Genomic DNA, 23,509 nt, shown 5'->3' with positions numbered 1-23,509 from the left:
TCGCATGGCCTACGTCATAGAGCCATGAGTGAAGATTGGCACTGATCCATAATTTGCCGTCACCACCACGCCACGTTCACCTTGAACGGGCTGAGAAAGAAGGCTCTTCATGACCGCCGGGAAGACCAGCAACCTCTCGCCCCTGGACCCCAGCGCGGTCGAGCCTTACTACCGCCAGATCTACGAGCGATTGCGCAGCGCCATCGCCAGCGGCTTGCTCAAGCCGGGCGACCGCATTCCCTCGGCGCGCGCACTGACCAAGGAGCTAGGCCTAGCCAGGGGCACCATCGACACGGCCTATTCCCTGCTGACCGCCGAGGGCTACATCCAGGCCCGCGGCCAGGCCGGCACCATCGTCACGCCGGGCCTCAAGCCGCGCACGCCCGTGGCCATGCCGTCGCCCGTGATCGACAACGGGACTTCATCGATCGGCTTTCGCCCGTATTCGATCCTTCCGTTCCAGATGGGCTTGCCCGCGCTGGACGAATTTCCCCGAAAGATATGGGCACGCCTTGGTGCGCGGTGCGCGCGGGCCATGCAGCCGTCGGACATGACGCATCCCTCCGTCTACGGCCAGCCCGCATTGCGCGCGGAAATCGCCGCCTACCTCCAGGTATCGCGCGGCATCCATTGCGCGGCGTCGCAGGTGTTCGTGACCTCGGGATACCGTCACTCCATCGAGCTGATCGGGCTGGCCTTGCTGAAGGCGGGCGACCGCGTCTGGCTCGAAGACCCGGGCTATCCGCCCACGCGCGAACTGCTCGCGCAGATGCACATCGCGACCGTTCCGGTGCCGGTCGACGCGGACGGCATGGTCGTTGCCGAAGGCGTCCGGGCGGCGCCGCGTGCGCGCATGGCCGTGGTCACGCCGGCGCACCAGAGCCCGCTGGGCGTGTCCCTGTCTTTGCAGCGGCGCCTCGCGCTGCTGGACTGGGCGGGGCGGAACAACGCGTGGATCGTCGAGGACGACTACGACGGCGAGTACCGCTATGTGAGCCGTCCCCTGCCTGCGCTCAAGAGCCTGGACCGCGACGGGCGCGTGCTCTATGCGGGCACCTTCAGCAAGGTGCTTTTTCCGAGCCTCCGGCTGGCGTATCTCGTGGTGCCGCAAGCGCAGGTCGAGCGCTTCGAGCAGATCATCCAGACCTTCGCCGGGGGCAGTCCCGAACTCACGCAGTCCATCGTCACGGCCTTCATCAAGGAGGGCCACTTCGCGCGCCACATCCAGCGCATGCGCAAGCTCTACGCCGAGCGCCGCGAGGCCACCAAGGCGGGACTGGAGAAGGTGCTTGGAAAGCACGTGAAGATCGACGCGCTGCCCGGCGGCATGCACCTCATCCTGCGGCTGACGGGCCGCCAGTCGGACCGCAAGCTCATGCTGCGCATGCGGGAAGACGGCCTCTTCGCGGAGGCGTTGTCGGAATGGCAGCAGATCGGCAAGGGCGCCTCGGCATTGCTCGTCAACTTCACGAACATCGATTCCCTGGCGACGGCCGAGAAGCTGGGAAAGCGCATCCTGGCCTTGATGTGATGCGGGGAATCATGGTCTAGAACCGGATGCCATTCTTGGCTCTTCTGAACTGGGCCAAGATATTCGACCATAGAGTCCTTCTCAATCAGCAAACACACAAGGACTCCTCATGAGCAATCGCATCGACTACGCCAAGGTTTCGCCCGACGTCTACAAGGCCTTCGGCGGGGTGTATGTCGCCGTCCAGAAAAGCGGCCTGCCCAAGCAACTGGTCGATCTCGTCTACCTGCGGGTGTCGCAGATCAACGGCTGCGCCTACTGCATCGACATGCATTCGCGCGACCTGCTGAAGTCGGGCCTCGCGGTCGACAAGCTGGTGCTGGTACCGGTGTGGCACGACGCGGGCGCGGTGTTCAGTGCCCGCGAACGCGCGGCACTCGCCTGGGCCGAAACCGTGACGCGCGTCGCCGAGACGGGCGTGCCCGATACCGACTACGAAGCCGCCACCGCCGAATTCGGCGACAAGGAGCTGGCCGATCTCACCTACGCGATCAGCCTGATGAATGCCTTCAATCGCTTCGGCGTCACCTTCCGCTCGACGCCCGCCGCCACGGTTGCGGCTGCGGCTGCGGCCTGACGCGCCATGGCCTGGACACTGCTCGGCATCGCCGGGCTTCTGGAGATCGTCTTCGCCTTCGCGATGAAGTCGTCCGAAGGCTTCACGCGGCTGGTGCCCGCGCTGTTCACCGTGGGTGCCGGCCTGTCGAGCGTGGTGCTGCTGGCGCTCTCGATGCGCACGTTGCCGATGGGAACGGGCTATGCGGTATGGACCGGCATCGGCGCAGCCGGCACAGCAATCGTGGGCGTGGTGGTGCTGGGCGACTCGGCCGCGCCGCTGCGGCTGCTGTGCATCGCACTCATCCTGGCGGGAGTGATCGGGCTCAAGCTGGTTTCCACCAGCTGAGGTCGTGCGCGGCCGCGCTCAGGCCTGCAGGGCCTGCCCGATCTTCAATGCGGAGCCGAAGGCCAGCGTGAAACCCAGCGCGCCATGGCCCGTGTTGAACAGCATGTTCGACGGCGCGCTTTCCAGCCGCCCGATGATCGGCAGCCCCTTCGGCGTTGCGGGCCGCATGCCGGTCCACGGGTGCAGCTCTTCGAGCCGGCTCGCATGCGGGAAGACGGCACGCGTGGCGGCCGTCAGCGTCTCGATGCGCGTTGCCGGAATGCTCGCGTCGTGCCCCACCAGCTCGGCCATGCCTGCCACGCGCAATCGTGAGCCGATGCGCGCGAACACCACCTTGCGGGCGCTGTCGGTCACGTTCACGGTCGGTGCCGCGCCGGGCGAAGGATCGACCTCCACCGTGATGCTGTAGCCCTTGAGCGGATACACCGGCAGGTAGGCGCCCAGTGCCCGGCCGAGCCTGTGAGAGGCCGACCCCAGCGCCATGACGAAGGCATCGGCCTCGATGTCGCCCTGGCTGGTGTTCACTGCCGCGATCCGATGGCCATTGCGCGCGAAGCCATGCACATCGGTGCCGAGCAGGAAGCGCACGCCGCGCGCACTGAGCACTCGCATCAGTTCGGCGCACACCTTCAGGCAATCGGCCGCGCACTCGCTCGGCGTGTGGACCGCGCCGGCCATCTGGCCGCGGTAGCTCGCGAGCGCGGGCTCGATCGCGATGCACTCGTCGGGCGTGACGATGCGCTGCTCGCTGCCCATGGTGCGCTGCAGCTCGAGCTGCGCACGCGCGCCTTCGAGCGACGCCGAGCTCGCGTACAGCACCAGCTTGCCGGTGGCCGAGAAGTCGCAGTCGGGTGCGACGTCGGCCTGCATGGCCTCGAATTCGGTGCGGCTCGATGCGGCCAGCGCCAGCAGCTTGGCCGTGGTGTCGCGCGAGGTCTCTGCATTGCAGGCCGCGAGAAATTCCATGCCCCAGCGCCACTGCAGCGGGTCGAGCTGCGGCCGCAGCTTGAGCGGGGAGGTGGGCGAGAGCAGCAGCTTGGGCAGCTGCCTCCAGATCGACGGATCGGCCAGCGGCTGCACGTACGAGTAGCTCAGCTGCGCGCCGTTGCCGCCGCTTGCGCCCGCGCCGGGCGCCGCGCGGTCGATCACCGTGACCTGATGGCCCCGGCGTTCGAGCTGCCAGGCGGTGGCCAGGCCCACGATGCCGGCACCGAGCACACACACATGCATGAAGGCAACTTTCGGGGAGTGAGGAGACAAGGAAGAGATTGCCTGCGACTGTAGAGGCGCCCCGCGCCGCCCGGAAATGCCAAAAGAACCCCCGCCCATAACCTTTGGGCATGACCCCGGGGTTATTTGGAATTGTCCCGATGTGTCACTCCTTCTTACACTGCGCTTCTGTTCAATCCAACCGAATGAAGGCTCGAATGAAACTCTCCGTCTTGATGGCATCCATGGCTGCCGCGGTGCTCTTCACCGCCACCGGCGCGCAAGCCGCCGACACGCTCGCCAAGATCGCCGAGTCCGGCAAGATCACGCTCGCCTACCGCGAATCGTCGGTGCCCTTCAGCTACCTGGACGGCCCCAACAAGCCGATCGGGTTCTCGGTGGAGCTCTCCAACGCCGTGGTCGAAGCGGTGAAGAAAAAGCTGAACAAGCCCAACCTGCAGGTCTCGCTGATGGCGGTCACTTCGCAGAACCGCATTCCGCTGATCACCAACGGCACGGTCGACCTGGAGTGCGGCTCCACCACCAACAACAGCGCGCGCGGCAAGGACGTGGCCTTCGCGGTCAATCACTTCTACACGGGCACGCGGCTTCTGACGAAGAAGTCCTCCAAGATCAAGGACTACGCCGACCTCGCCAAGAAGACCGTGGCCAGCACCACCGGCACCACCAACGCGCTGGTCATGCGCAAGTACAACACCGAGAAGAACCTCGGCATGGACATCGTGCTCGGCAAGGACCACGCCGATGCGTTCCTCTTGGTGGAGAGCGACCGCGCCGTCGCCTTCGCGATGGACGACATCCTGCTGTTCGGCCTGATCGCCAACTCCAAGAACCCCGCCGACTACGAAGTGGTGGGCGAGTCGCTGCAGGTCGAGCCCTATGCCTGCATGCTGCCCAAGGACGACCCGGCCTTCAAGAAGCTGGTGGACGACACCTTCATCGGCATGATGAAGAGCGGCGAGTTCGAGAAGCTCTACACCAAGTGGTTCATGCAGCCGATTCCGCCGAAGAACGTGCCGCTGAACCTGCCGATGAGCGATCAGCTGAAGGAAAACCTGAAAGCCTTCAGCGACAAGCCTGCGACCTGATCCGGTCCGCATCAAGAGAAAAGACATGGTCGCAGCAACGCAGGTCGTCGGCATCCTCGGGGGCATGGGCCCTGCGGCGGGCGCCGACTTCGTCCGGCTCTTCGTGCAGGCCTGTGCGCAGCAGATGCGCGCACGCGGCGAGCCGGTGCGCGACCAATCCTTTCCCGAACACTGGCTCGCGCAGGTGCCGGTGCCCGACCGCACCGGCGCGCTGGCCTCGGCAGACATCGGCGCGCACCAGCCGCTCGAGCCGATGCTGCAGGCGCTGGGCCGGCTGGCCGCGCTCGGCAGCCGGGCCGTGGCCATCGCCTGCAACACCGCGCATGCCTGGCATGCCAACCTGCAGGAGCGATTTCCGCAGGTCGAGCTGCTGCACATGGCGCGCGAGACCGCGCAGCAACTGGCCGCACAGGGCGCGACCGAGGTGGCGCTGATGGCCACCGAGGGCACCTACCGCGTGCGTCTCTACGAACAGGCACTGGCCGAAGCCGGCCTCGGCTGCCACGTGCCGCTGGCCGAGGAGCGCCAGACCATCATGCGCGGCATCTTCGACGGCGTGAAGGCCGGCAACATGCCGCTGGCCGAGCAGTGCTTCTCCGAAGTCGCACTGCGGCTGGCCGAGCGGCACGGGCCCGTCAGCATCATCATGGGCTGCACCGAGGTTCCGCTGGGCCTGCAGGGCTCGGCCGCCGTGGCCGGGCTGAGCCTGGTCGATCCGGCAGCGGTGCTGGCGGCTGCGCTGGCCCGTCGGGCCTACGGCCTGCAGGGCCAACCCCACTGAATTCCCGGGCATAGAGGCGCCCGGTCGATTTCGCCTACATTGCGGCGTGCGTTTTTTCGCGCAACGCCCCTTGTCCGACGATCAACTGGAGCCCGTCCAATGTCCCAACTCGACGACAGCCGTTCCGACTTCGATTCGCTTCGCCCCGGCGACAGCACCGAGCAGGGCGCCACGCGCCGCACCGCACTGAAAGCCGCCATCGGCGTCGGCTACGCAGCCGCCGTGATGCCGGTGATGGCGCAGACCGCCATCAGCACTTCGACCGAAGGCCTCACGGCCGGCCCGATCAAGTACACCGTCAACGGCTTCGAGGTGCCGGCCTATGCCGCCGCCCCGGCCGGCAAGACCGGCCTGCCGGTCGTCCTGGTGATCCAGGAAATCTTCGGCGTGCACGAATACATTGCCGACACCTGCCGCCGCTTCGCCAAGCTGGGCTACCTGGCCATCGCGCCCGAGCTCTATGCGCGCCAGGGCGATCCGCGCGGCTACACCGACATCCCGAAGCTGCAGGCCGACATCGTCAGCAAGGTGCCCGATGCGCAGGTCATCGCCGACCTGGACGGCGCGCTCGCCTATGCCAAGGCCAACGGCGGCGACACCAGCAAGGCCGGCATCACCGGCTTCTGCTGGGGCGGGCGCATCGTGTGGCTGTATGCGGCCACGGGCAAGGTCAAGGCGGGCGTGGCGTGGTACGGCCGGCTGGTCGGCCAATCGAGCGAACTGACGCCCAAGCACCCCATCGACATCGCCGCCAGCCTGCAGGCGCCGGTGCTCGGCCTCTACGGCGGAAAAGACCAGGGCATCCCCCTTGACACGGTTGATAAGATGAAAGCTGCTTTGGCCAATGGAACTGCGGCGGCCAAGGCATCGAGCTTCGTCGTGTATCCCGAAGCAGGCCACGCGTTCCATGCCGACTACCGCCCCAGCTATGTAAAGAGCGCGGCGGACGACGGCTGGCAACGCGCCACAGCCTGGTTCAAAGCCAATGGCGTCGCCTGAACACGGCGCCTTGTAGCCACTCTCCGCCGAAGGCCGTCCTGTGTGACGGCCTTTTCCTTTTTATGAACGGTATGCGGTCCTGCCGACCGCTCCTCTTGCGCAAGCAGCTATGAATTTGATAGTCATCATCGCCGCGACCTTGGTCGCCGGTATCGGAAGCGTCTGGCTGGCAGCGTTGCTGCTGCGTGTGGGCGTACGCAGCGGCTCGGGGGGCGTGAACCCGCAGCATCTTTTGAGCCTGGCGGCCGGCGCGCTGCTCGCCACCGCCTTCATGCACCTGTTGCCCGAGGCCTTCGAAAGCCGCATCGAACCGGCGCTGCTCTTCGCGGTGCTCCTGTTCGGCCTCGTGTTCTTCTTCCTGCTCGACAAGGCCGAGCTGTGGCACCACGGGCACGAGCATCACCATGGCGAGACACCGGATGCGCACAAGGGCCATGACCACGGTCACGACCACGCACACGACCACCACGGTCACGCACATGCCCACACGCCCAAGGGCGGCGGCAGTTGGGCCGTGCTCACCGGCGACAGCGTGCACTGCTTCGGCGACGGCATCCTGATCGCCTCGGCCTTCATCGCTGACATGCGCCTCGGTCTCGTGGCCGCCATCGCCGTGCTCGCGCACGAGGTGCCGCACCACATCGGCGACCTCGTCGTGCTGCGCCAGAGCTCGGCCAACCAGCGCGCGGCGCTCGTCAAGGTCTCGCTCGCGGGCACCATGACCATGCTCGGCGGCATCGCCGGCTGGTGGCTGGTCGACCAGTTGCACGGCTGGCTGCCGTACTTCCTGGTGCTGGCCGGAAGCAGCTTCGTTTATGTAGCGCTGGCCGACCTGATTCCGCAACTGCAAAAACGCTTGCCCGCCCGCCAGACCGCCGCGCAGGTGCTGTGGCTGGTCGCGGGCATCGTGCTGGTCACGCTGGTGAGCCGGCTCGCGCACGGCGAGCACGGACATGACCATGGCCACGACGACCCGGGGCACGGGGAGCACGGGCACGTTCACAAGGATTGACGGCGCGGCTTGCAGGGGCAGCGGGCAGGGCGGGAAACTTTCCGACACCGACGCTGCCGCCCGAATGAACCGCAACGGTCCAAACAGGCGCACCATAGGGGGCCGTACAGCATTCATCTGCCGAGGAGCCGATCATGAATCACGTCGACGCCACCGCGCGTTCCGCCTCGCCATCCGAAGACGATGACGACAACACGCCAGCCGACGATTTCGAGGAAACCGACAGCGACATCACGGATGACCTCTCGGAAGAAACCGGCATCGATCTGACCGATGCCAGCGAACTCGATGCCGACAACGTGCCGGCTGACGAAGAGTTCGACCGGGTGATTAACGCGCCGGACTGATCGGACTCGGCGGGGCGGTTACGCTCCCCGCCATGCGTCTTTTCCACTTCAGCGACAAGGCCGACATCGATCGGTTCGTGCCCCGGCCCGTGCAGGTCCCCGCCGAGCGCCGACAGGGCCTGGAATGGCTGAATGGTCCTCTGGTCTGGGCCATCGCGCAGGCGCACCAGCATCTCTATCTTTTCCCCCGCGAGTGTCCTCGCGTCGTCATCCGGGCCGCGGCCTCCGCGACGGACACGGATCGCAAGGCGTGGCTCGGTGATCTTCGACCGGGCATGTCGTCCGTGGCGTACATCGAAGAACGTTGGGTCGAGCGCTTCGAGCGCGCGGAACTGACGCGCTACGAACTTCCCTCCGATACCTTCACCGATATCCAGGATGCAGGGATGTGGGTTTCGCGCGAAACGGTCGTGCCCAGCAGCGCGACCAGGACGACGGACCTTCGAAGTGAGTTGCAGGCCAGCCGCACGGAACTGCGGGTCGTCGAGTCTCTCGTTCCCCTCAAGCCAGTCTGGGAATCATCCCTGCAGGCGAGTGGAATCCGGCTCAGGAACGCCGTCGGCTGGCAGCAGACGGTGTAGTCGGGCCGGCGCAGGGCCGACCCGCTTCGTCAGACCGGCTCGCGCCGCACGATCACCTGCCCGTTGCGCGCACCGCTGTGCACGCCGTGCTGCCAGGTCACAGCGCCATTCACGATCACCGCATCGATGCCTTCGGCAGGCTGCGTCGGCGTTTCGTAGTTCGCCGTATCGCGCACCGTGGCCGCGTTGAAGATCACCACGTCGGCATGGTGGCCCTGCTTGAGCGTGCCGCGCTCATGCAGGCCGAAGTTGCGCGCGGTAAGCCCTGTCATCTTCCACACGGCAGTCTCCAGCGGGAACAGTCCGACATCGCGGCTGTAGTGCCCGAGCACGCGCGGGAAGGTACCCCACAAGCGCGGATGCGGCTTCTCTCCGAGCGGGATGCCATCCGAGCCGATCATGGTGTCGTCGAAGGCGAGGATGCGCTGCACGTCGTCCTCGTCCATCATGAAATAGATCGCGCTGCCGGGTTGCAGGCGTTGAGCCGCCTCTTCGCCAGACACGCCCCATTCGGCCGCGATGTCCTTCAGGTCACGGCCCGCGCATTCGGGGTGCGGCACGCTCGAGGCGATGAGCACGCGGCCGTCCATCATTCCGCGGTCGGTGCGGATCATGGTGGAGCCTGCGGTGTACGGGTAGCAATCGAGACCGATGCACTGGTGCTGCATCGCTTCCTTGATGAAGGGCAGCGTGACCTTCGTCTTGCCGAAGTTCTGCGCGTTCTGCACCTTGTGGTGCGACACCACCACCGGAATGTCGAGCGCGCGGCCGATGTGGAAAGTCTCTTCGAGCGACTCCATCACGCGGTCGCTCTCGTCGCGCATGTGCGTCACGTAGAGCGCCTTGCGCGACGTAAGCGGGCGGCCGACCTCGATGATTTCCTCGGTGGTCGCCTTCACGGCTGGCGGGTAGAAGGTGCCGGTCGAGAGGCCGATGGCGCCTGCCTGCATCGCCTCTTCGACCAGCGCCTGCATCGCGGCGATTTCAGCTTCGTTCGCGGGACGGTCGAGGTCAGACATGACCACCGCGCGCAGCGTCGAGTGGCCCACCATCGCGGCCACGTTCACCGATGACGGCGTGGCGCGCAGCGCATCGAGGTACGCGGCAAAGGTGGTGAAGCGGCCCTCGGCCGGCGTGTCGAGCAGGCTGAGCGGCATCGGCAGGTCCATGTCCACGCGCAGCGGTGCGGCGCTGATGCCGCAGTTGCCCGCCACCACCGTGGTCACGCCCTGCGACACCTTGAAGGGCATCTGCGCCTGAGAGAGCACAGCCTGGTCGTCGTGCGTGTGCGAGTCGATGAAGCCCGGCGCGACGATGCGGCCCGTGGCGTCGAGCGTCCGGTCGGCCGTGTGGCCCGCGAGCTTGCCGATGGCGGCGATGCGGCCGCCGACGATGCCGACGTCGGCGTCGAAGCGCGGCGCCTTGGTGCCGTCGATGACGGTGCCGCCGCGGATCAGCAGGTCGTAATGGGGTGTCTTGTCGGTCATCGGTGAGGCTCTTTCTTCAGCGGAAATGGCAGGCGACCAGGTGCGTGCTGGCGCCACCGTTGGAAGACGAAGGGCGTTCCGTCAGCGCCGGCACCTTCTCCTTGCACACGGCCTGCGCCATCGGGCAGCGCGTGTGGAAGCGGCAGCCCGAAGGCGGGTTCGCGGGGCTCGGCGGATCGCCCTGCAGCAGCATGCGGCGCGCGGGCGTTCGCGGATTCGGCACGGGAACGGCCGACAGCAGGATCTCGGTGTACGGATGCAGCGGCGCAGAGAACAGCGTGTCGCGGTCCGCGATCTCCACGATGTGCCCGAGGTACATCACCGCCACGCGGTGGCTGATGTGCCGCACCACCGCGAGGTCGTGCGCGACGAAGAGATATGCGATGCCGAACTCCGCCTGCAGATCCATCAGCAGGTTGACCACCTGCGCCTGCACCGACACATCGAGCGCAGAGACCGGCTCGTCGCAGACGATGAGCTTCGGGTTCAGCGCCAGTGCGCGCGCAATGCCCAGCCGCTGCCGCTGCCCGCCCGAGAACTCGTGCGGAAATTTCTTCGCGGCTTCAGGCCGCAAGCCCACGCGCGAGAACAGCCACTGCACGCGCTCGCGCCGCTCGGCGGCTGCTCCCATGCCGAAGTTGCGCAGCGGCTCGGCCACGATGTCGCCGGCCGTCAGGCGCGGGTTCAGCGAGGCATACGGGTCCTGAAAAATGATCTGCAACTGGCGCCGGCGCAGCCGCATCTCGTTGGGCGAGAGCGTGAGCAGTTCCTCGCCGTCGAGCGACACCGAGCCGGAGGTCGGTTCGACCAGCCGCATCACCGATTTCGCGGTCGTCGTCTTCCCGCAGCCCGACTCGCCGACCAGCGACAGCGTTTCGCCGCGCGCGACGGAGAACGACACGCCATCGACCGCCTGGATCGCCGGCTTCGCGGGCCGGAGCCAGCGCTTGGGCGAGATGTAGTGCTTGCGCAGGTTGCGCACCTGAAGCAGCGGGGCTGCGGTCGTCGTCATGCGGTCACCTCTGCATCGGCCCATTGTTCTTCGACGGCAAAGCAGGCCACCACATGGTCGCCGCCTTGCTGCGTGAGCTGCGGCGTCTCGACGCGGCAGCGCTCGCGCGCATGGCTGCAGCGCGCAGCAAACGCACAGCCGCGCCCCAGTTCATGCGCGGCCGGCACCAGGCCCGGAATCTCCGTGAGCCGCGCGCTCGCCGTGTTCATCGCGGGCATCGAGGCCATCAGTGCGCGCGTGTAGGGGTGCAGCGGACGGTCGAAGAGATCGATCACATCGGCTTCCTCGACCTTCTTGCCGGCATACATCACCACCACGCGGTCGCAGCTCTCGGCCACCACGCCCAGGTCGTGCGTGATCATCACGACGCCCATGCCCAGTTCCTTCTGCAGCCGCTTGATGAGGTCGAGGATCTGCGCCTGGATCGTCACGTCCAGGGCCGTGGTCGGCTCGTCCGCAATCAGCACCTCGGGGTTGCAGGCCAGCGCCAGCGCGATCATCACGCGCTGCCGCATGCCGCCCGAGAGCTGGTGCGGGTACTCGTTCACGCGCCGCTCGGGCTCGGGGATCTGCACCACGCGCAGCATCTCGACCGCGCGCTGCAGCGCCTCGGCGCGACTGGCCTTCTGGTGCAGCTGCACCGTCTCGGCGATCTGCCGTCCGACGGTGAGCACCGGGTTCAGCGAGGTCATCGGCTCCTGGAAGATCATCGAGATGCGGTTGCCGCGGATCTGCCGCATCTCGCGCTCGCTCAGTTGCATGAGGTCGGTGCCGCGCAGGCGCACAGAACCCATATGGCGGCCGGGCGGCGTGGGCACGAGCCGCAGGATCGAGAGCGCGGTCACGCTCTTGCCGCAGCCCGATTCGCCGACCACACCGAGCGTGCGGCCCGCACGCACCGTGTACGAGACGCCATCGACCGAACGCACCACGCCGTTCAATGTGTGGAAGTGCGTGCGCAGGTTGTCGACTTCGAGCAGGGGCTCGCCGGGGGCGAGGGCAACGTGGGACATGTGAGACATGGGCTTCATGGCTTGCTCACAGTTGCCGCGCAAGACGCGGATCGAGCGCATCGCGCAGGCCGTCGCCCAGCAGGTTGATCGCCAGCACCGTTGCCGCCAGCAGCAGCCCCGGGTACAGGATGATGTGGAACGCCACTGCCACGAAGTTGCGGCCCTCGGCCATCATGTTGCCCCAGCTGGGCGTCTGTGCGGGCACGCCCACGCCAAGGAAGGAGAGGGCGGCTTCGGTCAGCACCGCGGCGGCCGCGACGAAGGTCGATTGCACAATCAGCGGCGCCACCATGTTGGGCAGCACGTGGCGAAACAGGATCACCGGCAGCCGTGTGCCCACGGCATGCGCGGCCTCCACATACAACTGCTCGCGCAGCGTGAGCGCCAGCGAGCGCACCAGCCGCACCACGCGCGGGATCTCGGGCACCGTGATGGCGACGATCACCGTCGTGAGGCTCGCGCGCGTCACCGCCATGAGCGCGATCGCGAGCAGGATGCCGGGGATGGCCATGAGCCCGTCCATCACCCGCATCACCGGCCCGTCGGCCCAGCGCACGAAGCCCGCGAACAGGCCGATCAGCACGCCGAACACCGTCGCCAAAACCGCGACAGAGGCGCCGACGATCATCGACACCTGCCCGCCCCACACCGCGCGGCTGAACACGTCGCGGCCCAGCGCGTCGGTGCCGAACCAGTGCTCGGCACCCGGTGGCTGCATGCGCGCGAGCGGGTCGATGTCCTGCGGGTCGTGCGTGGCGATCCACGGCGCGGCGATGGAGAGCGCTGCCACGGCGATGAGCAGCAACGCGCCGATGATCAGCGTCGGGTGCTTGCGCACCCAGCGCCAGCGCGGCGGGACGAAGGGCGCTTCGTCGGGCGGGGTCGCAGCGGGCGCAACGGGTAGTGGTAGGTCGTTCATCGGGAGTACGGTGGACATGTCTCGTTCAGTACTGGATGCGCGGATCGAAGAGCCGATAGCTCAAGTCGATCAGCAGGTTGATCAGCACATACACACCCGCCGACAGCAGCAGCACGCTCTGGATCACCGGGTAGTCGTGGCGCTGCACCGAATCGATGACGAGGCGCCCCACGCCCGGAATGGCGAACACCGTCTCGGTGACCACCACGCCGCCGATCAGCAACGCAATGCCGACGCCGATGGTCGTGGCGATGGGAATCGCCGCATTGCGCAGCGCATGCCCCAGCACCGGCAGCACGCCGAGGCCCTTGGCGCGCGCGGTGCGGATGTAGTCTTCATGCAGCACCTCGAGCACCGTGGCGCGCGTCATGCGGGTCACGAGCGCGATGTACACCAGCGCCAGGTTCACGCAAGGCAGCACCAGCGAGCGCAGCCATTCGCCCGGCCCCTCGGAAAAACGCACATAGCCCTGCACCGGAAACCACGGCAGCTGGATCGCGAAAGCGTAGATCAGCAGATAGCCCACGAGGAACACCGGCACCGAGAACGCGAGCACCGCGAACACCATCACCAGCCGGTCGACCCAGCTGCCCGCGCGGTAGGCCGCAAGCGTGCCCAGCGGCACAGCCACCACCAGCGTGATGAGCATGGTGAGCGCGGCGATCGACACCGTCGGCTCCAGCCGCTGGCCGAGCAGTTGCGACACCGGCACCTGCGTGAAGATCGAGGTGCCCAGGTCGCCGGTGAAGAGCTTGCCGAGCCACACCGCGAACTGCTGCCACAGTGGCAGGTTCAGCCCGAGCGCGGCGCGCAGCTTCTCGATGTCTTCCACGCTCGCGAGGTCGCCCGCGATGAGCGCGGCCGGATCGCCCGGCGACAGGTGGATCAGCAGGAACACCACCACGGCCACCACCGCCATGACGGGAAGTGTCGAGAGAAAGCGTCGAACGATGTAGCCCATGGCAGTGCGCGCGTTGCGTGGCCGTCAGCGGTCGAGCGCCCAGAACATCGGCATGCCGGCCCAGAGCTTGTCCAGCCCCTTGAGGTTGGCGCGCGCGGCGAAGGCGGCCGAGTACTGGCCCGCGTTGATGTAAGGCACGGCCTCGTAGGCGCGGGCCTGGAAGGCGTCGAGCAGTTCCTTGCGCTTGGCGGGCACGGTCTCTTTCAGCCAGGCGGTGCGCAGCTCGTCCAGCTGTTTGTCGCAGGGCCAGCCCGGCAGCGTGTTGCCGCAGGCCGCGCCCAGGTAGGCGTTGCTGATGGGCGAGTTGGCGTCGAATTCGCCGGCCACCGTCACGTACATGTTCCAGCCGCCGGCCTCGGGCGCATCGCGCTTGGCGCGGCGCGCGCCGATGGAGGCCCAGTCCAGGTTCTGCGCATCGACGTTGATGCCGATGCTCTTCATGGTCTGCGCGGCCATCAGCGCCTCGGCGTTCAGGTAGGGCACGTCGCTGGGCACCAGCAGCACGACCTTCTCGCCCTTGTAGCCCGCGTCGGCCAGCATCTTCTTGGCCTTGGCCACGTCGGCCTTGCGGTAGGGCTCGGCGCCGGCCGAGGTTTCGTTGGGGCTGCCGCAGATGAAGAAGGTGGGGCAGTAGGCCATGCGCATGTCCAGCGGATAGCCCATGGCCGCGACGAAGCGCTCCTGGTTCACCGCCTGCAAGAGCGCCTGGCGCACCTTCGGGTTGTTGAAAGGCGGATGCAGCTGGTTCATGACCAGGAAGCCTTGATAGGCGCCGCCTGAACCGATCTTCACGCTCGTGTCGGTGCGCAGCGGTGCGATGTAGTCGGGCTGAAGTTGCTCGACGATGTCGACTTCGCCGCGCTTGAGCGCCGCGATGGCGCTGTTCGAATCAGGCAGGTACAGCCACTCGACGCGATCGAAGTTGCTCTTCTTGCTGCCGGCCAAGCCGTTCGGCGGTTCGCTGCGCGCCACGTAGTTGGGGTTGCGCACGAACACCGCCTTGTTGCCCGGCACCCATTCGTCGCGCTTGAAGATGAAGGGGCCCGAGCCCAGCACCTCGGTGAGCGGCGTGGTGGCCGGCAGCTTGGCCAGGCGCTCCGGCAGCACCACCGGCGGAAAGCCCGAGGGCTTGGCCAGCGCATCGAGCACCATGCCGAAGGGCTCGGCGAGGGTGAGCGTGAAGTTGCGCGCATCGACCTGCTTCCACTCCGCGCCGCTCGCGGTCATCGCACGGCCCAGGCTGTCGCGCGCGGCCCAGCGCTGCAGAGAAGCAACCGCGTCCGCCGAGGTGACCGCGCTGCCGTCGGAGAACTTCAGGCCCGGGCGCAGTGTGAAGCTCCACTGCTTGCCGTCTTTCGAAGCCGTGTACTTCTCGACCATCTGCGGCTGCGGCTTGCCGCTCGAGTCCTGCGCGAACAGGGTGTCGTAGACCATGTAGCCGAAGTTGCGCGAGATGTAGGCGGTGGTGAAGGTCGGGTCGAGGATCTTCAGGTCCGCATGCGCCACCACCTTGAGCGTCTTGGGCGCGGGTGTCTGGGCGAGCGCCGGGAGGCACGCGGCGGAAAGCGCCAGGGCAACAAAGGCGGCAGAGGCGGCAAGCGTTCGTCGTTTCATCGTCGGTACTCCGGTGGGGCGAAAGAAGGAAGAGAAAAAGAAATCAGGCCGCGACGCCAATAGGCCACTTGGGCAGGCGCGCTTTCTTGTAGGGCAGGGTGTTGAGATCCAACGTCACGGCGCCCGGCGCGCCCGCGTAGATCACATGCTTCGCGACCTTCGAGTACGACGCATAGAAGTGCTGCGACGACTTCACGACGATGATCTTCTTGGCCGCGAGGTCGCAACCCAGTTGCGTGAACAGGTCGGTGCCCATCGCCTGGTTGCGCAGCGTGATCAGCACGATCTCGATGCCGTTGGCTTCGATGAGCGCACTGTCGCCCATGAACGTGGGCGTGCCGGCAAGGCCCGTCATCACCAGGTCGTGCTTGAGCGCCTTCACGGTGCATTCGAGGTCCAGCGGATCGCCCGAAAGCGGACTGATCTTGCCGCCGATGCGCATCGCCAGCTTCGCCCCCACGCCCGCATCGAAGGCGATGCGCACCGCGATCGGGTCCCACATCGGACCGAGCGCCGCGTTGGTGATGCCGCGCTCGACCATGCGGCGCAGGATGAAGGTGGAATCGCTTGCCGCGCCGCCGCCGGGGTTGTCGGCGCCATCGGAGAGCACGACCGGTCCGCCATCGAAGGCCAGGGCCTCGTCGAGCGAGGCATCGATGCTCGGGTAGTTCACGGTGAGCCCGTCGCGCATCGCGATCACCTCATCCGCAAGCTGGCGCGCGAGTGCGTCGGCCTTGGCCTGGTCGCCATCGGTGTAGACCAGCACCTTGGTGCCCATCTCCGGCACATCGCCCCACGAGAAGCCGTGCGTGAGCGAGATCGAGAGCACCCCGTCCTTGCCTTCGAGCGACTGCATGCGCTTGACGAAACCAAGTGCAGGTTCCCGCGAGGTGTGGACCGTGACGATCATGTCGCAGTCGACCACCGCGGGCACCGGCTTCACCTTGCCTTCGACCATCGCGGCGCAGATGTCCACCAGCTCGAGCCCGCGCTCCAGCACGTCGGTGTGCGGGTACTCCTTGAACGAGATCATCACATCGGAGTTGGCGATCATCTCGGGCGTGAGATGGTTGTGCGGATCGAGCTCGGCACCGATCACCACCTTGGGCCCGACGATCTGCCGCACGCGCGCCAGCAGGTCGCCTTCGCAGTCGTCGTAGCCGTCGGCCACCATCGCGCCGTGCAGGCCGAGCAGCACCATATCCACGGGCAGCACCGCGCGCAGGTCGTCGAGCAGCTCGTCACGCAGCGTTTCATACGCGTGGCGCGTGGTCGTGCCGCTGGGTTGCGCGCCGGCCACCATGCCTTCGAAGAGCTGCCAGCCCTTGTCCGCGCCGCGCATGCGGGCGGCCCACAGCGGGCCCGAGAACAGCGTCATCGCATCCGGGTGCTTGCCGGCGGGGAAGTGGCCGCGGTCCTTGAACGAGGCGAGGCCGGTCGGCATCGGGCCGAAGGTGTTGGTTTCGGTGGCGAGCGAGGCGCTGAAGACACGCATGGGGATGGTCTCTGTGGTTGTTGTGGGTGTTCTTTTTCAGGCAGCCGCGGCAATGCGCAGCCGCTGCGGCCCGAGCATCTCGGCCGTGAGCCCGAAGCCCGCGATGCGCTCGGGCAGCGGCAGCCCGCGGGCCAGCGCGGCGCAGGCTTCGCCCATCGCCGCCGAGGTCTGGATGCCGTAGCCGCCTTGCGCCGCGACCCAGAAGAAGCCGGGCGCATCGGGGTCGAAGCCGCCGACGAGGTCGCCATCGGCCACGAAGGAGCGCAGGCCCGCCCAGGTGCGCGTGGGGCGGCGAATGGCGAGGGTGGTCGCCTCCTCGATGCGGTGGATCGCGATGGCGATGTCGAGCTCTTCGGGCTGCACGTCCTGCGGATCGACCGGGTCTGCGTTGGCCGGCGAGCCGAGCAGCATGCCGGCGTCGGGCTTGATGTACCAGCCCTCGTCGGCATTGAAGACCATGGGCCAGTGCGCGACGCTCTCGCCCTCGGGTGGCGCGAAGATGAAGGCCGAGCGTCGCCGCGGCTCAATGCCGATGGGCCGCACGCCCGCGAGCTTGGCGATGGTGTCGACCCATGCGCCCGCGGCGTTGAGCACCACCGGGGCTTCGTAGACGTTGCCGCCGGCCGTCACGCGCCACACCTCGCCGATGCGCTCCACGGCCGTCACGTCCGCATCGCACACGAGCTTGCCGCCGGCCTTGCGCATGCCACGCAGGTAGCCCTGGTGGATGGCGTGCACGTCCATGTCGGCCGCATCGGGTTCGAACACCGCGCCGGCCACCTGGTCCGGCCGGAGGGCGGGCACCATCGCGAGGGCTTCTTCGCTGCTCAGGCGGCTGGCGCCCGTGTCCATGGCGCGCAGTACATCCCAGTGGGCATCGAGCTCCGCGAGCTGTGCCGTGCCGCCGACCATCAGCGCGCCGCGCGGCGTGAGCAGCGGGTGCTCCGAGAAGCCTTCGGGCGGATGCTGAAGAAACGCGCGGCTCGCCATGGTGAGGGCGCGCACCTGCGGCGTGCCGTAGCTTTCCATGAAGAGCGCGGCCGATCGGCCGGTGGAGTGATAGCCCGGCTGGGCTTCGCGTTCGAGCAGGATCACGCGGGCATGCGGGGCGAGCCAGTGGGCCACCGAAGCCCCGGCGATGCCGCCGCCGATCACGAGGTAGTCGGCCACCATGGGCGCTGTTGTCGTTGAGGTCATTTCCGAAAAGTGTAGAAAGAAATTTGCGGATACGCAAATTATTTGCGGCGCACCAAGGGGAAACCATGGTGCACCTCATCGGTGAAATTTGCGTCAATGCAATTTGCGCATACGCAACTTCCGCGCCCGAGTCATCCGGGTTGGCATGGATGGCGTACGGGCCCCGCTGGCAGAATCGCCATGCACTACAAAGAGAAAGCCAAGCGTGAATCCACACACAGGGACCAAGCCGGGGACGAAGCCAAAGGACGAGGCGCCCACGCTGGACCGCACCACTTTCGGCCACCGCCTGCGCACCGCGCGCAAGCGTTTCGGCTGGACGCTGGCGCAACTGGCCGAGCGTTCGGGCGTGTCGATCACCACCATCTCGCGCGCCGAGCGCGGCCAGCTCGCGCTGGGGTATGAAAACTTCGCCGCACTGGGCCGCGCGCTCGAGATGGACATGAACGCGATGTTCGCGGGTGCCGGCGTCAAGCCCGCGCAGTTCGACGGACCGGTGGTCACGCGCGCGGGCAAGGGCGTGGTCTACCGCGGACTCTCGTTCGCCTACGAGTTCCTCGGCACCACCGCGGCCGGCAAGCAGATGAGCCCCGTCGTCGGCACGGTGCATGCGCGCCGCATCAACGGTCCGGAAGACTTCGCGCGGCATCCGGGCGAGGAGTTCGCCTATGTGCTCTCGGGCGAGATCGAGGTGCACTTCGACACGGGTGAAGTGGTGCACCTCGCGCGCGGCGATTCGCTGTACTACGACAGCAGCATCGGCCATGCGTACGTGAGCGTGAGCCGGCAGCTCGCGAAGATCGTCGGCGTGACCTCCGGGGAGAGCGGACACATGAAGTCGGCGCGCGAGGCGCCTGTGCTGAAGCCGGCGCGCAAGGCGGTGGCGAAGAAAACGGGACGCAGCAAAAGCTGAGGGCTCGATCTCGGCCGGCAGAAAAGTGCTGATGCCCGATAGAGGCTGCGCTGAACGAACGCAACCGGCAATTCGAGTAGGCCTAAATAACTCTTCTTCGAACCCCTGAGCGCAAAGGTACTGTCGCGGTCTGCGGACGGAAGGAATATTCCTACATTGCATCGGCGCGGGAGTGGTTAGAAACGGGACTGTCTTTCGTTGAAAGGTCCAACCCGATGCGTCACACCCTCCGCCCTCTCTTTCATGCGGTCGCCCGCATCGCGTTGCCGGTCGGCGCGTTGCTCGCGGTCGTGCCATCGGCGAACGCCGTCACTGCCACCACGACCTTCCAGGTGACGGCCACGGTGCTCAAGGCCTGCCTGATGACGACCCCAGCCACGCTGGCCTTCGGGAACTACGACCCTGCAGCCGCCACGGCGCTGAGCGGCACCACTACCTTCAGCGTCACCTGCACGTTCGGCACGCCCTATTCCCTCGGGCTGAACGCGGGCACCAGCGCGGGCGCGACGATCACCACGCGCGCCATGACCAGCCCGACGGCCGCCGCCGGCAACAACAGGCTGTCGTACGGCCTCTTCAAGGAAAGCACGCATTCGACGAACTGGGACAACAGCACCTCGGCCACCGGCTACACCGGCACCGGGCTGCCCCAGACACAGACCATCTATGGACAGATTCCCACGGCGCAGTACGCCGCTGCGGCGGCGACCGACTACGCCGACACCATCACGCTTACGCTGACCTATTGATCGCAGATTGATCGCAGCCACTCGCGGCATGCGCCGCACCTTTCTGCGGTGGTCCGCCCTGCTGCCTTGCGTGCTGATGCCCATCGGCGTGTCGGCGGCCAGCCTGAGCGTGGCGCCGTTGCGCATCGTGTTGACGCCGCAGAGGCCGGTTGCATCGCTCACCATGGGCAACACCGACGAGACGCAGGAGGTCTCGGTGCAGGCCGAGGTGCTGGCCTGGTCGCAAGAAGACGGGCGCGATGTCTACCAACCCACGCGCGAGGTGCTGGTGAACCCCAGCATCTTCCGGCTGCCGCCAGGCGGGCGGCAGATCGTGCGCCTGGGACTGCAGGTGCCGGCCGGGGCCGTGGAGCGCAGCTACCGTGTCTTCCTGCGCCAGTTGCCGCGCGACCAGGCCCTCGCAACCGACGGCGCCGGCGGCGCGAAGCTGCAGACGCTGCTGCGCATCGGCGTTCCGATCTTCGTGCCGCCGTTGCAACTGCGGCAGGCGCTGCAGTGGCGCCTGCAGGCGGGGGGGGCGGGCGGGGGCGGACGTGGTCACAGGCTCATGCTCGACAACCAGGGCAGCGAGCACATCCAGCTCACGCAGCTGGTGGTGCGCCGTGAGGGCGGCGCCGAGTTGCTGCGAAAGAGCCTCTCCCACTATGCGCTGGCCGGGCAGTCGGCTGGCATCGAGTTGGATCTTCCAGCCTTGCCACCCGATACCCGCCTGCACATCGAGGCCGCCACCGATGCGCCCGAGCCCTTGTCCACCGTCACCGCCACCGCGCTCGTGCCCCGTGCGCCTGCCGTGCCGCGCTAGCGTCTGGGCGTGCTGCGGCTGGCTGGGCCTTCGGGTCGCCTGCGCACAGGAGCTGCCTTCTGGAGAAGCCGTCGACGATGCGCAGCCGGCGATCCTGGACGTGCGTATCAACGGAGAGGCGCAGCAGGCGCCGCGCCCGCTGCTCCGGCGCGGCGCACAACTGCTGGTGGCCGAAGCCGACCTCGCCGCATGGCGCCTGGTACTGCCTCCCACGCCGGCACTGCGGCGTGGAGAGACGAACTACTACGACCTGCGCGCGTTGCCGGGTGCTCTGCTGCAGTTCGACGAGAGCGCGCAGAGCGTGGTGCTGACGCTCCCGGCCGACGCGTTCACGCCCGGCACCATGCGGGCACAAAGGCCCGCGAGCGATCGCCCGCCGCTGTCGGCCTCGGCCTTCGGCGCCTTCCTCAACTACGACCTCGTGTTGCAGCATGACCGCGAGGGCACGCGCGCCTCGGGGTACTTCGACGCCGCAGCCTCGGGCGAGTGGGGGCTCGCGGGCACGGGCTTCGTTGCCGGGCGCTCCGGCTCGGCGTTCGGGGGGCATGGCACCACCCGGCTGGACAGCTATTTCCGCCGCGACGACCCCGACCGCCTGACCCGCCTCACGATCGGCGATGCGATCACGCAGGCATCCGCATGGTCCACGCCCTTTCGCTTCGGCGGAGTGCAGTTCGGCACCCGCTTCGGCTTGCAGCCGGGCTACATCAGCTACCCGATGCCGACGCTCAGCGGTGGTGCCGCCGTGCCCTCGGCGGTAGAGGTCTACGTGAACGACACGCTGCGCTACCAGCGCCGCGTCGATGCGGGACCGTTTGCGATCACCGATGTGCCGGTGCTCACCGGCGCGGGCGAGATGCGCTTCGCGGTGACCGATGCCCTGGGCGTGCAGCGCACCGTGACCACGCCCTATTACGTGAGTTCGAACCTGCTGCGCGCGGGGCTCTCCGACTACTCGCTGGAAGCCGGGTGGACGCGCCTTCGCTACGGCGAGCGCAGCTTCGACTACGGGCCGCCCTTCGTGGCCGGCAGCTGGCGGCGCGGCCTCACCGATGGCGCCACCGTCGAGGTGCGCGGCGAAGCCGGCGCGCGCAGCCAGACGGCAGGCGCGGGCCTGACGTGGGTGTGGGGCACGGTCGGCGAGTTCGCATTGCATGGTGCCGCCAGTCGCAGCCGCGACGGCGGGAGCGGACGGCTCTGGCGCGCTGCCTACACGCGCACCAGCGACGAATGGAATTTCTCTGCCAGCCGGCAGGTGGCGAGCCGCGGCTTCACGCAGATCGCCTGGCAGGACAGCCCCGTGCACGTCAATGCCCAGAGCCAGCTGTTCGCGGGCCGCTCGCTGGGCCGCTACGGCACGCTGGGCGCCAGCCACACCCGGCTGCACTACAACACCGGCGAGCGCGTGGGCGTGACCACGGCGAGTTGGTCGATCAGCGTGGGCGGCAGCGCCTGGCTCGGAACCTACGTGGCCCACACGCGCCAGGACGGCAGGCGACCCACGACATCCGTGGGCGTCAGTCTCAGCTTCGCGCTCGGCGAAGGCCGCAACGCCTCGCTCTCGTTGCAACAGCAGAACCCCGGAAAGCATTCGGCCGTCGCCGAAATGAGCCAGCAGCCGCCCAGCGACACCGGCTGGGGCTGGCGGCTGCGCGCCGCCGATGGCGAGAACGCGCGCACCGAGGCCGGCGTCGACTACCGCGGCCGCTACGGTCTGCTCACCGCCGAGGCGGCTCGCGCACAGGGGCAGAACGCGATGCGCGTGCGCGCGAGCGGTGCCGTGGGTTATGCAGGCGGCATGACCTTCGCCACCCGCCAATCCGACGATGCGTTCGCGCTGGTGACGGTGCCCGGCGCTCCGGGCGTGAAGGTCTACCGCGAGAACCTGCCCTGGACCACCACCGACAGCCAGGGCCGCGCCGTCGTCTCCGGGTTGCGCGCCTATGAGCCCAACCACATCAGCATCGACAACGGCGACCTGCCGATCGAGGCGCAGGTGCGCAGCGACGTCCTCCGCGTGGTGCCGCGCTACAAGGGCGTGGCCGCGGCCAGCTTCGACATCTCGCGCGGAATGCTGGCGAGTGCCACGGTGCTGCTGCCCGACGGCAGTCCGCTGCCCGCGGGCATCGACGTGCTGCGGCCGGCGCGCGGCACCTCGCTGGTCTCGGGCTTCAACGGCCAGCTCTCCATCGACGACCCGCAGCCCCGCGAAAGCTTCGAGGCCCGGTGGACGAAGGGGCACTGCCGCTTCACGCTCGGCGAAATCGACCGCTCCGGCACATTGCCCTCCATGGGGCCCTACCGATGCGAGCCCGTTGCATCGCCGCGGCCATGAAGCGCACCGCATGCAGTGCATCGGCGCTGGCCCTCGCAATCGGAATCGCCGGCCTGCTGGGTACGCACGATGCGGATGCCGCGTGCACGGGCGTGGGCCTGTTCAGCTGCAGTGCGACGGTCACCGTGCCGCTGCCGCTCGCGTTCGGAAACTACGACCCGTCCAGCCTCACGCCCAAGGACAACACCACGGCCATCAACGTCGTGGGCACTGTCACCGGCCTGGGGATTCTGGTGACCCTGTCTTACTCGATCGGGCTCAGCGCAGGCACCGGCGGCAGCATTGCCAACCGGCAATTGACAGGCCCGGGCAGCACGCCGCTGGGCTACAACCTCTACACCACGAATGCGCGCACCGCCGTCTGGGGTGCCGGAACGGTCACCGACAGCTACAGCGCGCTCGCATCGGTCGGCGGCAATTCGGTGCCGCGCAGCTACACCGTGTATGGGCGCATTCCGATCGGGCAGTACGTGGCGCCGGGCAGCTACAGCAACACCATCACGGTGACGGTGACCTATTGAGGCGGTCGCGGAGCGACA

The 23,509-nt window shown here is 67.6% G+C and carries 23 protein-coding genes; 14 read left to right on the top strand and 9 right to left on the bottom strand.

Going from position 1 to position 23,509, the window contains the following annotated elements:
• The first annotated feature begins 109 nt into the window (after window positions 1–109).
• The 3 genes from QFZ83_RS20100 (at window position 110) to QFZ83_RS20090 (ending at window position 2,435) form a co-directional block, all read left to right on the top strand.
• Complete coding sequence (locus QFZ83_RS20100; protein WP_307509427.1) at window positions 110–1,531, top strand: PLP-dependent aminotransferase family protein; 1,422 nt, start codon at window positions 110–112, stop codon at window positions 1,529–1,531.
• A 109-nt stretch (window positions 1,532–1,640) separates the two neighbouring features.
• Complete coding sequence (locus QFZ83_RS20095) at window positions 1,641–2,108, top strand: carboxymuconolactone decarboxylase family protein (RefSeq protein WP_257858592.1); 468 nt, start codon at window positions 1,641–1,643, stop codon at window positions 2,106–2,108.
• A 6-nt stretch (window positions 2,109–2,114) separates the two neighbouring features.
• Window positions 2,115–2,435, top strand: coding sequence for a multidrug efflux SMR transporter (locus QFZ83_RS20090; protein WP_306877888.1), 321 nt, complete (start codon window positions 2,115–2,117; stop codon window positions 2,433–2,435).
• Between the two features lie 18 nt (window positions 2,436–2,453).
• Here QFZ83_RS20090 and QFZ83_RS20085 read toward each other — a convergent pair whose 3' ends face one another.
• Window positions 2,454–3,665, bottom strand: a complete 1,212-nt coding sequence (locus tag QFZ83_RS20085) for a D-amino acid dehydrogenase (protein ID WP_307509424.1) — start codon at window positions 3,663–3,665, stop codon at window positions 2,454–2,456.
• Window positions 3,666–3,862: 197 nt separating this feature from the next.
• Between QFZ83_RS20085 and QFZ83_RS20080 the strand changes: the two genes are divergently transcribed.
• The 6 genes from QFZ83_RS20080 to QFZ83_RS20055 all read left to right on the top strand — a co-directional run bounded on the left by QFZ83_RS20080 (window position 3,863) and on the right by QFZ83_RS20055 (window position 8,473).
• A complete protein-coding gene (locus QFZ83_RS20080) occupies window positions 3,863–4,753 on the top strand; it encodes a transporter substrate-binding domain-containing protein (protein ID WP_307509421.1) in 891 nt (296 codons plus the stop codon).
• Between the two features lie 25 nt (window positions 4,754–4,778).
• Window positions 4,779–5,534 (top strand): aspartate/glutamate racemase family protein, encoded by a 756-nt coding sequence (locus QFZ83_RS20075; protein WP_307509419.1) that lies wholly within the window; start codon window positions 4,779–4,781, stop codon window positions 5,532–5,534.
• A gap of 99 nt (window positions 5,535–5,633) precedes the next feature.
• Window positions 5,634–6,533 carry a dienelactone hydrolase family protein gene (locus tag QFZ83_RS20070; protein ID WP_307509416.1) on the top strand — a complete coding sequence of 300 codons (900 nt, stop codon included), beginning with the start codon at window positions 5,634–5,636 and terminating at the stop codon, window positions 6,531–6,533.
• Between the two features lie 109 nt (window positions 6,534–6,642).
• Window positions 6,643–7,545 carry a ZIP family metal transporter gene (locus tag QFZ83_RS20065; RefSeq protein WP_306877884.1) on the top strand — a complete coding sequence of 301 codons (903 nt, stop codon included), beginning with the start codon at window positions 6,643–6,645 and terminating at the stop codon, window positions 7,543–7,545.
• Between the two features lie 134 nt (window positions 7,546–7,679).
• Window positions 7,680–7,892, top strand: a complete 213-nt coding sequence (locus tag QFZ83_RS20060) for a hypothetical protein (RefSeq protein ID WP_306877883.1) — start codon at window positions 7,680–7,682, stop codon at window positions 7,890–7,892.
• Between the two features lie 32 nt (window positions 7,893–7,924).
• Window positions 7,925–8,473 (top strand): DUF6886 family protein, encoded by a 549-nt coding sequence (locus tag QFZ83_RS20055; RefSeq protein ID WP_306877882.1) that lies wholly within the window; start codon window positions 7,925–7,927, stop codon window positions 8,471–8,473.
• Window positions 8,474–8,502: 29 nt separating this feature from the next.
• Here QFZ83_RS20055 and QFZ83_RS20050 read toward each other — a convergent pair whose 3' ends face one another.
• The 8 genes from QFZ83_RS20050 to QFZ83_RS20015 are packed head-to-tail and all read right to left on the bottom strand — an operon-like array spanning window position 8,503 to window position 18,171.
• Complete coding sequence (locus tag QFZ83_RS20050) at window positions 8,503–9,960, bottom strand: amidohydrolase family protein (protein WP_306877881.1); 1,458 nt, start codon at window positions 9,958–9,960, stop codon at window positions 8,503–8,505.
• A 16-nt stretch (window positions 9,961–9,976) separates the two neighbouring features.
• Complete coding sequence (locus tag QFZ83_RS20045; RefSeq protein ID WP_306877880.1) at window positions 9,977–10,972, bottom strand: ABC transporter ATP-binding protein; 996 nt, start codon at window positions 10,970–10,972, stop codon at window positions 9,977–9,979.
• Entirely contained in the window at window positions 10,969–11,994 is a 1,026-nt protein-coding gene (locus tag QFZ83_RS20040) for an ABC transporter ATP-binding protein (RefSeq protein ID WP_307509413.1), read from the bottom strand. The genes QFZ83_RS20045 and QFZ83_RS20040 overlap by 4 nt, the downstream gene beginning before the upstream one ends.
• Window positions 11,995–12,010: 16 nt before the next feature.
• Window positions 12,011–12,904, bottom strand: a complete 894-nt coding sequence (locus tag QFZ83_RS20035) for an ABC transporter permease (protein WP_307512777.1) — start codon at window positions 12,902–12,904, stop codon at window positions 12,011–12,013.
• A gap of 25 nt (window positions 12,905–12,929) precedes the next feature.
• Window positions 12,930–13,865 carry an ABC transporter permease gene (locus QFZ83_RS20030; protein WP_307509410.1) on the bottom strand — a complete coding sequence of 312 codons (936 nt, stop codon included), beginning with the start codon at window positions 13,863–13,865 and terminating at the stop codon, window positions 12,930–12,932.
• 24 nt (window positions 13,866–13,889) lie between these two features.
• Window positions 13,890–15,479: an ABC transporter substrate-binding protein gene (locus QFZ83_RS20025; RefSeq protein ID WP_307509408.1), complete on the bottom strand. Its 1,590-nt coding sequence runs from the start codon at window positions 15,477–15,479 to the stop codon at window positions 13,890–13,892.
• A 43-nt stretch (window positions 15,480–15,522) separates the two neighbouring features.
• Complete coding sequence (locus QFZ83_RS20020; RefSeq protein WP_307509406.1) at window positions 15,523–16,974, bottom strand: M81 family metallopeptidase; 1,452 nt, start codon at window positions 16,972–16,974, stop codon at window positions 15,523–15,525.
• A 36-nt stretch (window positions 16,975–17,010) separates the two neighbouring features.
• Window positions 17,011–18,171, bottom strand: coding sequence for an FAD-binding oxidoreductase (locus tag QFZ83_RS20015; protein ID WP_307509404.1), 1,161 nt, complete (start codon window positions 18,169–18,171; stop codon window positions 17,011–17,013).
• Window positions 18,172–18,376: 205 nt separating this feature from the next.
• Here QFZ83_RS20015 and QFZ83_RS20010 point away from each other — a divergent pair, with 205 nt between their 5' ends.
• The 5 genes from QFZ83_RS20010 (at window position 18,377) to QFZ83_RS19990 (ending at window position 23,491) form a co-directional block, all read left to right on the top strand.
• Window positions 18,377–19,084, top strand: a complete 708-nt coding sequence (locus tag QFZ83_RS20010) for a helix-turn-helix domain-containing protein (protein ID WP_307509401.1) — start codon at window positions 18,377–18,379, stop codon at window positions 19,082–19,084.
• A 215-nt stretch (window positions 19,085–19,299) separates the two neighbouring features.
• Entirely contained in the window at window positions 19,300–19,833 is a 534-nt protein-coding gene (locus QFZ83_RS20005; RefSeq protein WP_307509399.1) for a spore coat U domain-containing protein, read from the top strand.
• 28 nt (window positions 19,834–19,861) lie between these two features.
• Window positions 19,862–20,635, top strand: coding sequence for a molecular chaperone (locus tag QFZ83_RS20000; protein ID WP_307509397.1), 774 nt, complete (start codon window positions 19,862–19,864; stop codon window positions 20,633–20,635).
• Window positions 20,636–20,735: 100 nt separating this feature from the next.
• Complete coding sequence (locus QFZ83_RS19995; protein ID WP_307509393.1) at window positions 20,736–22,970, top strand: fimbria/pilus outer membrane usher protein; 2,235 nt, start codon at window positions 20,736–20,738, stop codon at window positions 22,968–22,970.
• The gene (locus tag QFZ83_RS19990) at window positions 22,967–23,491 is read left to right on the top strand and encodes a spore coat U domain-containing protein (RefSeq protein WP_307509390.1); all 525 of its coding nucleotides are present in this window, start codon (window positions 22,967–22,969) and stop codon (window positions 23,489–23,491) included. Before QFZ83_RS19995 ends, QFZ83_RS19990 begins: the two co-directional genes overlap by 4 nt.
• Window positions 23,492–23,509: the final 18 nt, after the last annotated feature.

It is taken from the genome of Variovorax sp. W1I1, assembly GCF_030815625.1.
GTDB lineage: Bacteria > Pseudomonadota > Gammaproteobacteria > Burkholderiales > Burkholderiaceae_C > Variovorax > Variovorax paradoxus_C.
This window is presented reverse-complemented; position numbering and strand designations above follow the sequence as displayed.